This is a genomic window from Pseudomonas sp. P4795, assembly GCF_048822895.1.
In the GTDB taxonomy this organism is placed as follows: Bacteria; Pseudomonadota; Gammaproteobacteria; order Pseudomonadales; family Pseudomonadaceae; genus Aquipseudomonas.
Genome location: NZ_JBMFBT010000009.1, coordinates 112,934 through 125,929, shown reverse-complemented (window position 1 = coordinate 125,929; position 12,996 = coordinate 112,934). Strand labels below are relative to the sequence as shown.

Sequence of the window (12,996 nt, the reverse complement as noted above, 5' to 3'; positions counted from 1 at the left end):
TGGCATGAATAGTGTTTGAAGTGCTTTAGGCGCTGGCAAAGGTCAAAAGACTGGCAACATCATGAAAGGAGATGCACATGGCAAGTCCAATTCTACCCGGCTCCGGCCTGGGTTCCGGCCTGGACATCGGCGCAATCGTGACCGCACTGGTCAATGCTGACAAAGCGCCGAAACAGACGCAGATCGACACCCAGACGAAGAACAATTCTCTGAAGATTTCCGGTGTCGGTTCGTTGAAGAGTGCGTTGACCGCATTCCAGACCGCCATGACCAACCTGGGCAGCAAGACCGCGCCTGCGTTTGCCGGTTTCTCGGCGACTTCAGGTACGCCTTCGGTGCTTACCGCGACGAGTGATAACACTGCAGTTGCCGGCACTTACAATGTTTTCGTCTCGTCCTTGGCCACCGGCTCGAAAGTAGCCAGCGCAGCCTTCGCCGGCGGTGCAGCCAGTGCCATTCCGAGTGGTACTCTGAAAATCACTCAAAATGGTATTGATATCCCGGTCACGATTCCGGCCAACGCGACGTTGCAGAGCACGCGCGACGCTATCAACGCCTCGGCGGGTCCTGCCGGTATTTCCGCCAATATCGTGACTGACAGCAGCGGTGCTTCGCGTCTGGTCGTCAGTTCGAACAAGACTGGCGCAGGTACAGATCTCAAACTCAGCGGCATCGCCGGCCTGGAGATCGATGGCACTCAGGAAATGGGCGCTACACCGACGGCGGGCAGTTCCGGTTCGATCAACGGTCTGGCCAAGGATGCGAGCCTGACCATCGACGGTCTGCCGGTGACCAGCAAGACCAATACCGTGACGGGTGCAGTCAGTGGCCTGACCCTGAATCTGGTGACCACCACTGCGCCAGGCACAACTGTGACGGTGGGCGTCGAGCCCAACACCAAAGGTCTGCAGACCTCGATTCAATCCTTCGTTGATGCGTACAACACGCTCAAGAAAACTATTGATACCTTGTCCAAAGCGACGCCGGACGAGGATGGCAAGCTGACCGTGCAGGCTGCGTTCACTGGCGATTCGATGACGCGCAAGCTGATGAGCGACATCCGCGCAGAACTGACCAATAATACGACGGGTGGCCCAGTAGGCGTTTTGTCGCAAATTGGTGTAATGACCGACCAGAACACGGGTGAGCTGAAGTTCGACGCAGCCGCGTTTACCAAAAGCATGGCTACGCCCGGCACCACTGGTCAGATACAGCAACTGTTCGCGGGCACCAACGACACCAATGGCCTGTTGTCGCGTATGAGCAAGTCGCTCGACCCGTATCTCAAGCCCGCCAGTATCACATCCAAAGGTATGCTTGATCAGCGCCTTGCTGATCTGACCGCGAACGGCAAGAAGATTGCCAATCAGCAGGAGGCACTCGATATTCGTGTCGCCAACCTGACCAAGACCCTGACGGCCAAATACAACGCCATGGACTTGCTGGTTGGGCAGATGAAAGCGACGGCGAGCAACATTACCTCGTTCTTCGCGTCGTTGACCGCGCAGCAATCCGCGAAGTAAATCTCGAACGACAAAAACCCGGCTGCGCTTTCAGAGGCGCGCCGGGTTTTTGTCTTTTACGCTAAAGTTTTTTGGCTCGATGGCGATACACTGGTCATACGAGTCATTGTGGCAATGAGGTAGACCATGAACCCAATGTTAGCGCTGCGGCAATATCAGAAGATCGGCGCACACGCTCAGACCTCCGAAGCGAGCCCGCACCGTCTGGTCCAGATGCTCATGGAAGGTGGCCTGGATCGCATCGCTCAGGCCAAAGGCGCCATCGAGCGAAAAGACGTACCGGCCAAATGCACGTCGATCAGCAAGGCCATTGGCATTGTCAGCGGGCTGCGTGAAGGCCTGGATCTGGACAACTGCGCGGATACGCTGAGTGATCTGGACAGTCTGTACATCTACATGATGAAGCGTCTGGCTGAAGCGAACATCGCCAGCGACCCGCGCATTCTCGATGAAGTTGCCGGTTTGCTGCGCACGGTCAAAGAAGGCTGGGACGCCATCGCGCCTACGCCAGCTCCTCAGTTCTAAGGAGATCACCATGAGTCTTGTATTGCAGCGAATCGAAGACACCCGGCAAGCGCTGATCGGTGCCCTGGCCGACCGCAACTGGGAAGTCATCGGCCAATTGGATCTCGATTGCCGTTCCTGCATGGAAGACGTCTTGAGTGAGGCTGCGCTGGATGAGGTGGCGTTGCGCGACAATCTTGAGGAGTTGCTGCACGTCTACAAGCAACTGCTTGACGCTGCCATGGGTGAGCGTCAGGCAATTGCCGATGAGATGTCGCAGATCACCCAAGCGCAGAATGCGGCAAAGGTTTACCATCTGTTTGGTTAATTAACCCTCAGTTAATCCAGACACGTGCGCCATAAATTTGACTGTGCACGGTTTTTTGACTTAACTAGTGGCTGATTACAGATTTCGGGCGTCTACAGGCACATGGTGTCCTGCAAGCGTCTCGCTTGCCCCTTATTTTCGGGCATTGAGTTGACTAGGGAAGTTGCTATTGCATGTGGCGTGAAACCAAAATTCTGCTGATCGATGACGATAGCGTCCGCCGCCGCGACCTTGCGGTGATTTTAAATTTTCTTGGCGAAGAAAATTTACCCTGCGGTAGCCATGACTGGCAGCAGGCAGTCGGCTCTTTGTCATCAAGTCGTGAAGTCATTTGTGTATTGATCGGGACGGTCAATGCTCCAGGTGCACTTTTGGGCTTGTTAAAGACACTCTCAACCTGGGATGAGTTCCTTCCGGTTTTGCTGATGGGCGATAATTCTTCCGTCGACCTGCCTGACGACCAGCGCCGCCGCGTGCTTTCGACCCTCGAAATGCCGCCCAGCTACAGCAAATTGCTCGACTCCCTGCACCGTGCCCAGGTCTATCGCGAGATGTATGACCAGGCCCGTGAGCGCGGTCGTCATCGCGAACCCAATCTGTTTCGCAGCCTCGTCGGCACCAGCCGCGCGATCCAGCACGTGCGGCAGATGATGCAGCAAGTGGCCGACACCGACGCCAGCGTGCTGATCCTCGGCGAGTCAGGCACCGGCAAGGAAGTGGTCGCACGCAACCTGCATTACCATTCCAAGCGCCGCGATGCGCCGTTCGTGCCAGTCAACTGCGGGGCGATCCCGGCCGAGTTGCTGGAAAGCGAATTGTTCGGCCACGAGAAGGGCGCTTTCACCGGCGCGATCACCAGCCGTGCGGGCCGCTTCGAGCTGGCCAACGGCGGTACGCTGTTCCTCGACGAAATCGGCGACATGCCGCTGCCGATGCAGGTCAAGCTGCTGCGCGTGTTGCAGGAGCGAACCTTCGAACGCGTGGGCAGCAACAAGACCCAAAGTGTCGACGTGCGCATCATCGCCGCGACTCACAAGAACCTCGAAAGCATGATCGAGATCGGCACCTTCCGCGAAGATTTGTACTATCGCCTGAACGTGTTCCCGATCGAGATGGCGCCGCTGCGTGAGCGCGTCGAAGACATTCCGTTGCTGATGAACGAATTGATCTCGCGCATGGAGCACGAGAAGCGCGGTTCGATCCGCTTCAATTCGGCTGCGATCATGTCGCTGTGCCGTCACGGCTGGCCGGGCAACGTCCGCGAGCTGGCCAACCTCGTGGAACGCATGGCGATCATGCATCCGTACGGGGTGATCGGTGTGGTCGAGTTGCCGAAGAAATTCCGCTACGTCGATGACGAGGACGAGCAACTGGTCGACAGCCTGCGCAGTGATCTTGAAGAACGCGTAGCGATCAACGGCCATACGCCGGACTTCTCCGCCAACGCCATGTTGCCGCCGGAAGGTCTGGACTTGAAAGATTACCTCGGTGGTCTGGAGCAGGGCCTGATCCAACAGGCGCTCGACGATGCCAATGGCATTGTGGCGCGCGCCGCTGAACGCTTACGCATTCGCCGCACTACGCTGGTGGAGAAGATGCGCAAGTACGGCATGAGCCGGCGCGACGGAGATGAACAGGCGGAGGATTGACGCCTGTTTTTCAACTGCTTCATTTATAAGCAGTTTTTTTTAGGCACGGGTATTGCTATAGCCCTCGCAACGTTCCGTTTAACTGACGGTCAGCCAAGCGAGTGAGCACAATGCCCCAAGCCTCCCAGATGTCTCCAGTTGCCGACTCCTCGGCGCAGCTGCCGTGCGCAGAACAGGCGAGCCGTCAGGGACTTGAGCAGGCCTTCGCGCTGTTCAATCAGATGTCCAGCCAGTTGACCGACTCCTACAGCATGCTTGAAGCACGGGTGACCGAGCTCAAGGGTGAACTGGCTGTAGTCAGTGCCCAGCGCATGCAAGAGCTGGCGGAAAAAGAACGCCTGGCCAACCGTCTGCAAAACCTCCTCGATCTGTTGCCTGGTGGCGTTATCGTCATCGATGGGCACGGTGTCGTCTGCGAAGCCAACCCGACCGCCACCGAACTGCTGGGTTTGCCGCTGGAAGGCGAGTTGTGGCGTCACGTGATTGCCCGCTGCTTCGCGCCGCGTGAAGACGACGGCCACGAAATCTCTCTGAAGAACGGTCGACGCCTGTCGATTGCCACCCGCTCGCTGGATGCCGAGCCGGGGCAGTTGGTGCTGCTCAACGACCTGACTGAAACCCGTCATCTGCAAGATCAACTGGCGCGCCATGAACGTCTGTCGTCGTTGGGGCGCATGGTCGCTTCGCTGGCGCATCAGATCCGCACGCCGCTGTCCGCCGCGTTGCTCTACGCCAGTCATTTGACCGAGCAGGAACTGCCGGTCGCCACGCAGCAGCGCTTTGCCGGGCGGCTCAAGGAGCGCCTGCACGAGCTGGAGCATCAAGTGCGCGACATGCTGGTGTTCGCTCGCGGCGAGTTGCCAATGACCGACCGCATCACGCCGACTGCTTTGATGCAGGCGTTGCAGTCTGCGGCGTCGACCCACGTCCAGGACCTGCCAATCCGCTGGCAATGCGACAGCCATGCCGGCGAGTTGCTGTGCAACCGCGACACGCTGGTCGGGGCGATTCTCAATCTGATCGAAAACGCGATTCAGGCCAGTGCCAGTGCCAGTGCAGTGCGCCTGAAAGTGCATTGCTACACCCGCGACAACACTCTGCGCCTGAGCGTGAGTGACAGCGGCAGCGGTATCGATCCAGTGGTGCTGGCGCGCCTCGGTGAGCCGTTTTTCACCACCAAAGTCACCGGCACCGGCCTCGGGCTGACCGTGGTCAAAGCGGTGGCGCGTGCCCATCAGGGAGAATTGCAACTGCGCTCGCGGGTCGGGCGCGGCACCTGCGCGCAGGTGATCCTGCCGCTGTTTTGCGCTGTACACGGAGCTGAGTAAAAAATATGGGCATCAAGGTTTTGCTGGTCGAGGATGACCGCGCGCTGCGTGAAGCACTGGCGGATACGCTGCTGCTCGCCGGCCATGACTACCACGCGGTCGGTTCGGCCGAAGATGCACTGAAAGCCGTGGAGCGTGAGCCGTTCAGTCTGGTGCTCAGCGACGTCAACATGCCGGGCATGGATGGCCATCAGTTGCTGTGCCTGTTGCGCGCACGTCAGCCGCAATTGCCGGTGCTGTTGATGACCGCGCACGGCGCAGTCGAGCGCGCAGTCGATGCGATGCGCCAGGGCGCGGCGGATTATCTGGTCAAGCCGTTCGAACCCAAGGCGTTGCTGGATCTGGTGGCGCGGCATGCCTTGGGCAGCATCGGTGCGATTGAAGGCGAAGGCCCGATTGCGGTCGAACCTGCGTCAGCACAGTTACTCGAATTGGCCGCGCGCGTGGCACGCAGTGATTCGACAGTTTTGATCTCTGGCGAGTCCGGCACCGGCAAAGAAGTGCTGGCGCGTTATATCCATCAGCAATCCCGTCGCGCCACGCAGCCATTTATTGCGATCAACTGCGCAGCGATTCCCGACAACATGCTCGAAGCGACGTTGTTCGGTCACGAGAAAGGTTCGTTCACCGGCGCCATCGCGGCGCAGGCGGGCAAGTTCGAGCAGGCCGATGGCGGCACGTTGCTGCTCGATGAGATTTCCGAAATGCCGCTGGGCCTGCAGGCCAAGTTGCTGCGGGTGCTGCAAGAGCGCGAAGTCGAGCGCGTTGGTGCGCGCAAGCCGATCAGTCTCGATATCCGCGTGGTCGCCACCACCAACCGTGATCTGGCGGCTGAAGTGGCGGCGGGGCGCTTTCGTGAAGATCTTTTTTACCGTCTGTCGGTATTTCCCCTGGCCTGGCGTCCACTTCGCGAAAGAACTGCCGATATCCTGCCGCTGGCTGAAAGGCTGTTGGCCAAACACGTCAATAAAATGAAGCACGCAGCGGCGAAACTCTCGCCTGAGGCGTGCGCGTGTCTGACCGCATATCCATGGCCGGGCAATGTGCGGGAACTGGACAACGCGATTCAGCGCGCGTTGATCTTGCAGCAGGGCGGGTTGATCCAGCCGCAGGATTTCTGTCTCGCCGGGGCGGTGACATTCGCCGCGTTGCCGGTGACGGCTGCGCTGCAACCGAACGTTCGCGACATCGAAATCGAGTCCGATGCGCCCGGCGCGCTGGGCGATGACCTGCGTCGGCATGAGTTTCAAATGATCATCGACACCCTGCGCGCCGAGCGTGGCCGGCGCAAAGAGGCGGCGGAAAAACTCGGAATCAGCCCACGCACGCTGCGCTACAAACTGGCGCAAATGCGTGATGCGGGGATGGATGTCGAGGCGTATCTGTTCGCCATCTGAATCACTGCGAAACGTTTGAACGGTATTTCTGAAAGCGCCGGCCGAGAGCTGGCACCCTTGTTGCTAACACCTGTGTACCCGCCGAGTGAGTGTCAAAAAATTGCGGGCCGCCCAAGAGAGTAGACCATGAGCCAAGGTATTGAATTTAATCGGTTGATGCTGGACATGCGCGCCATGCAAATGGACGCCATGTCTGCGCCGAAATCGGCCGCTGTCCCGGAAATGTCCGGCAGCAGCTTTTCCGACATGCTCGGTCAGGCGATCAACAAAGTCAGCGATACCCAGCAGGCCTCCTCCCAGATGGCCAATGCGTTCGAAATCGGTAAAAGCGGCGTCGATCTGACGGACGTGATGATTTCCTCGCAGAAAGCCAGCGTGTCGTTTCAAGCGCTGACCCAAGTACGCAACAAGCTGGTTCAGGCGTATCAAGACATCATGCAGATGCCGGTATAAGGACGAGATTGAGTCATGGCAGAAGCAGTCGCCGATAACGTTCCGGCCAAGACCACCCCGATTGACGGCAAACCGCCGCTTTTCGGCCTGTCCTTCCTGGAAAACCTCTCCGAGATGACCGTGCTGCGTCAGGTGGGCCTGTTGGTCGGCCTGGCTGCGAGCGTGGCGATTGGCTTTGCCGTGGTGCTGTGGTCGCAGCAGCCGGATTACCGTCCTCTGTACGGCAGCCTGGCCGGGATGGACGCCAAGCAGGTCATGGACACCCTGGCCGCCGCCGACATTCCCTACACCGTCGAACCGAACTCCGGTGCCTTGCTGGTCAAGGCCGATGACCTGTCCCGTGCGCGGCTCAAGCTCGCGGCCGCTGGTGTCACTCCCAGCGATGGCAATATCGGTTTTGAAATCCTCGACAAGGAACAAGGTCTGGGCACCAGTCAGTTCATGGAAGCGACCCGTTATCGTCGCGGCCTCGAAGGTGAACTGGCGCGCACCATTTCCAGCCTGAACAACGTCAAGGGCGCGCGCGTGCATTTGGCGATTCCGAAGAGTTCGGTGTTCGTGCGTGACGAGCGCAAGCCGAGTGCTTCGGTATTGGTCGAGCTGTACTCCGGTCGTTCGCTGGAGCCGGGCCAGGTGGTGGCGATCATCAACCTGGTCGCAACCTCGGTTCCCGAATTGAGCAAATCGCAGATCACCGTCGTCGATCAGAAGGGCACGCTGCTCTCGGATCAGGCGGAAAACTCCGAAATGACCATGGCCGGCAAGCAGTTCGATTACAGCCGCCGCATGGAAAGCATGCTCACCCAGCGCGTGCACAACATTCTGCAACCGGTACTGGGTAACGATCGCTACAAGGCTGAAGTCTCGGCCGACGTCGATTTCAGCGCCGTCGAATCGACTGCCGAACAGTTCAACCCGGATCAACCGGCGTTGCGCAGCGAACAGTCGGTCAACGAACAACGCACCGCCAGCAATGGCCCGCAAGGTGTGCCGGGTGCTCTGAGCAACCAGCCGCCAGCGCCAGCCTCGGCCCCGCAAACCACCGGTGGCGCAGCCGCGCCGGCGAGCATGGTGCAACCGGGTCAGCCGCTGGTTGATGCCAACGGTCAGCAGATCATGGACCCGGCCACCGGCCAGCCAATGCTCGCGCCGTACCCGGCAGACAAGCGTCAGCAATCCACCAAGAACTTCGAACTCGACCGTTCCATCAGCCACACCAAACAGCAGCAGGGTCGCCTGAACCGTCTGTCGGTGTCGGTTGTTGTCGACGATCAGGTCAAGGTCAACGCAGCCAACGGCGAGACTACGCGTGCACCGTGGACCACCGACGAATTGGCGCGCTTCACGCGCCTGGTGCAAGACGCCGTCGGTTTCGACGCCAGCCGTGGCGACAGCGTCAGCGTGATCAACATGCCGTTCTCCGCCGAACGCGGCGAAGTGATTGCCGATATTCCGTTCTACTCCCAGCCATGGTTCTGGGACATCGTCAAACAAGTGCTGGGTGTGTTGTTCATCCTCGTGCTGGTGTTCGGCGTGCTGCGTCCGGTGCTCAACAACATCACCGGCGGCGGCAAATCCAAGGAGCTGGCCGGTCTGGGCGGCGACATGGAACTGGGCGGCATGGGCGGTCTCGACGGCGAACTGTCGAACGATCGCGTAAGCCTCGGCGGCCCGACCAGCATCTTGCTGCCGAGCCCGAGCGAAGGCTATGACGCACAGTTGAACGCAATCAAGAGTCTGGTGGCAGAAGATCCGGGTCGTGTGGCCCAGGTCGTGAAAGAGTGGATTAACGCAGATGAGTGATAACCGAGCCGCCGTCGCCAAATTGTCCCGGGTCGATAAAGCCGCGATTCTGCTGCTGTCCCTGGGTTCGACCGACGCCGCCCAAGTGCTGCGCCACATGGGCCCCAAAGAGGTTCAGCGTGTCGGTGTGGCGATGGCCCAAATGGGCAACGTCCACCGCGAGCAGGTCGAGCAGGTGATGAGCGAGTTCGTCGACATCGTCGGCGACCAGACCAGCCTCGGGGTCGGCTCCGACGACTACGTGCGCAAAATGCTCACTCAGGCCTTGGGCGAAGACAAGGCCAACGGCCTGATCGACCGGATTCTGCTGGGTGGCAACACCAGCGGTCTGGACAGCCTGAAGTGGATGGAACCGCGTGCCGTGGCGGACGTGATCCGTTACGAGCACCCGCAGATTCAAGCCATCGTCGTCGCGTACCTCGACCCGGATCAGGCCGGTGAAGTGCTCGGCAACTTCGACCACAAAGTGCGTCTGGACATCATCCTGCGCGTTTCGTCGTTGAACACCGTGCAGCCTGCCGCGCTGAAAGAATTGAACCAGATTCTCGAGAAGCAGTTCTCCGGCAACTCGAATGCCTCGCGCACCACCCTGGGTGGCATCAAGCGTGCGGCGGACATCATGAACTTCCTCGACAGCTCCATCGAAGGTCAGCTCATGGACTCGATCCGCGAAGTCGACGAAGACCTGTCCGGTCAGATCGAAGACCTCATGTTCGTGTTCAACAACCTCGCCGATGTCGACGACCGTGGCATTCAGGCGTTGCTGCGCGAAGTGTCCTCGGACGTGCTGGTGCTGGCCCTCAAGGGTTCGGACGAAGGCGTCAAAGAAAAGATCTTCAAGAACATGTCCAAGCGTGCGGCCGAACTGTTGCGCGACGATCTCGAGGCCAAAGGCCCGGTGCGCGTCAGCGACGTCGAAACCGCGCAGAAGGAAATCCTCACCATCGCCCGCCGTATGGCCGAAGCCGGAGAAATCGTGCTCGGTGGCAAGGGCGGCGAGGAAATGATCTAAGCCCATGGACAAGCACGACGACGATGTGACGGATCTGATCCGTGCCCGCGATGTCCGCGGTTTCGAAACCTGGGCCATCCCAAGCTTCGATCCGCCGAAACCCGAACCTGAGCCAGAACCCGAGCCTGAACCGCCGGAAATGGAAGAAGTGCCGCTGGAAGAAGTCCAGCCACTGACCCTGGAAGAACTCGAAAGCATCCGTCAGGAGGCTTACAACGAGGGCTTCGCTACCGGCGAGAAGGAAGGTTTTCACAGCACCACTTTAAAGGTGCGCCAGGAAGCCGAAGTGGCGCTGGCGGCGAAAGTCGCCAGCCTCGAGCAACTGATGGCGAACCTGTTCGAGCCAATTGCCGAGCAAGACACGCAGATCGAAAAATCGCTGGTCGACCTCGTGCAGCACATCACCAAACAGGTGATTCAGCGCGAACTGGCCATCGACTCGACGCAGATCGAACACGTCATGCGCGACGCCCTCAAGCTGTTGCCGCTGGGCGTGGGCAATGTGCGGCTGTACGTCAATCCGCAGGATTTCGAACAGGTCAAAGCCCTGCGCGAACGTCATGAGGAAACCTGGCGCATCGTTGAAGACGAAGCCTTGCTGCCGGGTGGTTGCCGGGTCGAAACCGAGCACAGCCGGATCGACGCGAGCATCGAAACCCGCGTCAGCCAGGTCATGGCCAAGCTGTTCGATCAGTTGCACGAACAGGCTTTGCACCCGGCCGAGCCGGACCTGAGCCTGGAATTGCCTGAAGCCGTCAAACCGGCTGCCATCGCCGAAGAGCCGCTCGCGGACCAAGCCGATGCGCCTTGAACGCACCAGTTTCGCCAAGCGCCTGGGCAGTTACGCCGAAGCCGTCGAAATAGCTGCTGCGCCGATTCTCGAAGGGCGCCTGCTACGCATGGTCGGCCTGACACTCGAAGCCGAAGGTCTGCGCGCCGCCATGGGCACGCGCTGCATGGTGATCAACGACGACAGCTATCACCCTTCGCAGGTTGAAGCCGAAGTCATGGGCTTCTCCGGCAACAAAGTCTTCCTGATGCCGGTTGGCAGCGTCGCCGGTATCGCCCCCGGCGCCCGTGTGGTGCCAATGGTCGACACCGGTCGCTTGCCGATGGGCATGAGCATGCTCGGTCGCGTACTCGACGGCGCCGGTCGCGCGCTGGACGGCAAGGGCGGCATGAAAGCCGAAGACTGGGTGCCGATGGACGGCCCGACGATCAACCCGCTCAACCGTGATCCGATCAGCGAGCCGCTGGACGTGGGCATTCGTTCGATCAACGGTTTGTTGACGGTCGGTCGCGGTCAGCGTCTCGGTCTGTTCGCCGGTACTGGCGTGGGTAAATCGGTATTGCTGGGCATGATGACGCGCTTCACCGAGGCCGACATTATCGTCGTCGGGCTGATCGGTGAGCGGGGTCGCGAAGTCAAGGAATTCATCGAGCACATCCTCGGTGAAGAAGGCCTCAAGCGCTCCGTCGTCGTCGCCTCGCCGGCGGACGATGCGCCGCTGATGCGTTTGCGCGCGGCGATGTATTGCACGCGCATCGCCGAGTATTTCCGCGACAAGGGCAAGAATGTCCTGTTGCTGATGGATTCACTGACCCGTTTCGCTCAGGCGCAGCGGGAAATCGCGTTGGCCATTGGCGAACCGCCAGCGACCAAGGGTTACCCGCCATCGGTGTTCGCCAAACTGCCGAAACTGGTGGAGCGCGCTGGTAATGCGGAGAAGGGCGGGGGTTCGATTACCGCGTTCTACACCGTGTTGTCCGAGGGCGATGACCAGCAGGACCCGATTGCCGATGCTGCGCGAGGCGTGCTCGACGGACATATCGTGTTGTCGCGGCGTCTGGCCGAAGAAGGTCACTATCCGGCCATCGATATCGAAGCGTCGATCAGCCGGGTCATGCCGGCGGTGGTCTCGGCCGAGCATATGCGGCGCGCGCAATACTTCAAACAACTGTGGTCGCGCTATCAACAGAGTCGCGACCTGATCAGCGTGGGCGCCTATGTCGCTGGCGGTGATCGCGAGACCGATCTGGCGATTTCCCTGCAACCGCAGTTGGTGCGCTACCTGCGCCAAGGCCTGAACGATAAGATCAGCCTGGGCGAGAGCGAGGCTTACCTCGAAACGATTTTCGCGCCTGCGGCCGGCGGGTAACCGGTCATGGCCCTGAGCCGCGCTGCACGCCTGGCACCAGTGGTGGACATGGCTGAAAAGGCCGAAAAAACCGCCGTGTTGCGCCTCGGTCATTTCCAGGGCCAGGTCAAAGTTGCCGAAAGCAAACTCGCCGACCTCAACGCCTTTCGTCTGGATTACTCGGAACAGTGGATCGTACGCGGCAGCACTGGCGTGTCCGGACAGTGGCTGCTGGGTTTTCAGGGCTTTCTCGCGCAACTCGACACTGCCGTTGATCAGCAGCGGCAAAGCCTGCAATGGCATCAGAACAACCTCGACAAGGCGCGTGATGCCTGGCAACAAGCGTTCGCCCGCGTCGAAGGCTTGCGCAAACTGGTCCAGCGCTACCGCGACGAAGCGCAGCGCGCCGAAGACAAGCGCGAGCAGAAGCTGCTCGACGAATTATCCCAGCGCCTGCCACGGCGTGATGTTTTTTGATCTTGCTTGCTCCTTGCCCCAACCCATGCCAAGTGCTAAACCTTGTACAAGTTTGTTCATGACAAGGAAGCCAGACAATGTCAGTCGTTACAGAAGTATCTGCGGATGGGCAAAAACTGACGATTTCGGTCAAGGGTCGATTCGATTTCGGTCGCCATCAGGAATTTCGCGAGTCCTACGAGCGACTCAATAAAAAACCTGAATCCATCGTCGTCGACCTGAAAGAAGCCACCTACCTCGACAGCTCGGCGCTGGGCATGCTGCTGTTGCTGCGTGACCATGCTGGCGGCGACGACTCGGATGTGCAGGTGATCAACAGCAACTCCGACGTGCGCAAGATTCTCGCCATCTCCAATTTCGACAAACTCTTCGACATCAGTTGAC

Annotated in this window: 13 protein-coding genes; all 13 read left to right on the top strand. The window is 59.7% G+C overall.

Features of this window, described 5'->3' with window-relative positions:
* The first annotated feature begins 77 nt into the window (after window positions 1–77).
* The 13 genes from fliD to ACOI8A_RS23365 all read left to right on the top strand — a co-directional run bounded on the left by fliD (window position 78) and on the right by ACOI8A_RS23365 (window position 12,995).
* Window positions 78–1,523: a flagellar filament capping protein FliD gene (fliD, locus tag ACOI8A_RS23425; RefSeq protein WP_420647965.1), complete on the top strand. Its 1,446-nt coding sequence runs from the start codon at window positions 78–80 to the stop codon at window positions 1,521–1,523.
* A 126-nt stretch (window positions 1,524–1,649) separates the two neighbouring features.
* On the top strand, window positions 1,650–2,048 hold the full coding sequence (gene fliS, locus ACOI8A_RS23420; RefSeq protein ID WP_420647966.1) for a flagellar export chaperone FliS: 399 nt from the start codon (window positions 1,650–1,652) through the stop codon (window positions 2,046–2,048).
* Window positions 2,049–2,058: 10 nt separating this feature from the next.
* Complete coding sequence (locus ACOI8A_RS23415) at window positions 2,059–2,355, top strand: flagellar protein FliT (protein WP_420647967.1); 297 nt, start codon at window positions 2,059–2,061, stop codon at window positions 2,353–2,355.
* A gap of 173 nt (window positions 2,356–2,528) precedes the next feature.
* A complete protein-coding gene (locus ACOI8A_RS23410) occupies window positions 2,529–4,004 on the top strand; it encodes a sigma-54 dependent transcriptional regulator (RefSeq protein WP_420647968.1) in 1,476 nt (491 codons plus the stop codon).
* Window positions 4,005–4,132: 128 nt separating this feature from the next.
* Window positions 4,133–5,332, top strand: coding sequence for a sensor histidine kinase (locus tag ACOI8A_RS23405; protein WP_420648097.1), 1,200 nt, complete (start codon window positions 4,133–4,135; stop codon window positions 5,330–5,332).
* Window positions 5,333–5,337: 5 nt separating this feature from the next.
* Window positions 5,338–6,729 carry a sigma-54-dependent transcriptional regulator gene (locus ACOI8A_RS23400; protein ID WP_420647969.1) on the top strand — a complete coding sequence of 464 codons (1,392 nt, stop codon included), beginning with the start codon at window positions 5,338–5,340 and terminating at the stop codon, window positions 6,727–6,729.
* 126 nt (window positions 6,730–6,855) lie between these two features.
* Window positions 6,856–7,182, top strand: coding sequence for a flagellar hook-basal body complex protein FliE (gene fliE / locus ACOI8A_RS23395; protein ID WP_420647970.1), 327 nt, complete (start codon window positions 6,856–6,858; stop codon window positions 7,180–7,182).
* 15 nt (window positions 7,183–7,197) lie between these two features.
* The gene (gene fliF, locus ACOI8A_RS23390; protein ID WP_420657820.1) at window positions 7,198–8,985 is read left to right on the top strand and encodes a flagellar basal-body MS-ring/collar protein FliF; all 1,788 of its coding nucleotides are present in this window, start codon (window positions 7,198–7,200) and stop codon (window positions 8,983–8,985) included.
* A complete protein-coding gene (gene fliG, locus ACOI8A_RS23385; RefSeq protein WP_007958288.1) occupies window positions 8,978–9,997 on the top strand; it encodes a flagellar motor switch protein FliG in 1,020 nt (339 codons plus the stop codon). The genes fliF and fliG overlap by 8 nt, the downstream gene beginning before the upstream one ends.
* Window positions 9,998–10,001: 4 nt before the next feature.
* On the top strand, window positions 10,002–10,808 hold the full coding sequence (fliH, locus tag ACOI8A_RS23380; RefSeq protein ID WP_420647972.1) for a flagellar assembly protein FliH: 807 nt from the start codon (window positions 10,002–10,004) through the stop codon (window positions 10,806–10,808).
* Entirely contained in the window at window positions 10,798–12,156 is a 1,359-nt protein-coding gene (fliI, locus tag ACOI8A_RS23375; protein WP_420647973.1) for a flagellar protein export ATPase FliI, read from the top strand. The genes fliH and fliI overlap by 11 nt, the downstream gene beginning before the upstream one ends.
* 6 nt (window positions 12,157–12,162) lie before the next feature.
* Complete coding sequence (fliJ, locus tag ACOI8A_RS23370) at window positions 12,163–12,612, top strand: flagellar export protein FliJ (protein ID WP_420647974.1); 450 nt, start codon at window positions 12,163–12,165, stop codon at window positions 12,610–12,612.
* Window positions 12,613–12,689: 77 nt separating this feature from the next.
* Window positions 12,690–12,995, top strand: coding sequence for an STAS domain-containing protein (locus ACOI8A_RS23365; RefSeq protein WP_420647975.1), 306 nt, complete (start codon window positions 12,690–12,692; stop codon window positions 12,993–12,995).
* Window position 12,996: the final 1 nt, after the last annotated feature.

What these genes read in the sequence shown, in the direction of transcription:
- ACOI8A_RS23365 (WP_420647975.1), top strand. Translation starts at nt 12,690, where the DNA reads ATGTCAGTCGTTACAGAAGTATCTGCGGATGGGCAAAAACTGACGATT.
- fliD (WP_420647965.1), top strand. Translation starts at nt 78, where the DNA reads ATGGCAAGTCCAATTCTACCCGGCTCCGGCCTGGGTTCCGGCCTGGAC.
- fliJ (WP_420647974.1), top strand. Translation starts at nt 12,163, where the DNA reads ATGGCCCTGAGCCGCGCTGCACGCCTGGCACCAGTGGTGGACATGGCT.
- ACOI8A_RS23405 (WP_420648097.1), top strand. Translation starts at nt 4,133, where the DNA reads ATGTCTCCAGTTGCCGACTCCTCGGCGCAGCTGCCGTGCGCAGAACAG.
- fliF (WP_420657820.1), top strand. Translation starts at nt 7,198, where the DNA reads ATGGCAGAAGCAGTCGCCGATAACGTTCCGGCCAAGACCACCCCGATT.
- ACOI8A_RS23400 (WP_420647969.1), top strand. Translation starts at nt 5,338, where the DNA reads ATGGGCATCAAGGTTTTGCTGGTCGAGGATGACCGCGCGCTGCGTGAA.
- fliE (WP_420647970.1), top strand. Translation starts at nt 6,856, where the DNA reads ATGAGCCAAGGTATTGAATTTAATCGGTTGATGCTGGACATGCGCGCC.
- fliG (WP_007958288.1), top strand. Translation starts at nt 8,978, where the DNA reads ATGAGTGATAACCGAGCCGCCGTCGCCAAATTGTCCCGGGTCGATAAA.
- fliI (WP_420647973.1), top strand. Translation starts at nt 10,798, where the DNA reads ATGCGCCTTGAACGCACCAGTTTCGCCAAGCGCCTGGGCAGTTACGCC.
- ACOI8A_RS23410 (WP_420647968.1), top strand. Translation starts at nt 2,529, where the DNA reads ATGTGGCGTGAAACCAAAATTCTGCTGATCGATGACGATAGCGTCCGC.
- fliH (WP_420647972.1), top strand. Translation starts at nt 10,002, where the DNA reads ATGGACAAGCACGACGACGATGTGACGGATCTGATCCGTGCCCGCGAT.
- ACOI8A_RS23415 (WP_420647967.1), top strand. Translation starts at nt 2,059, where the DNA reads ATGAGTCTTGTATTGCAGCGAATCGAAGACACCCGGCAAGCGCTGATC.
- fliS (WP_420647966.1), top strand. Translation starts at nt 1,650, where the DNA reads ATGAACCCAATGTTAGCGCTGCGGCAATATCAGAAGATCGGCGCACAC.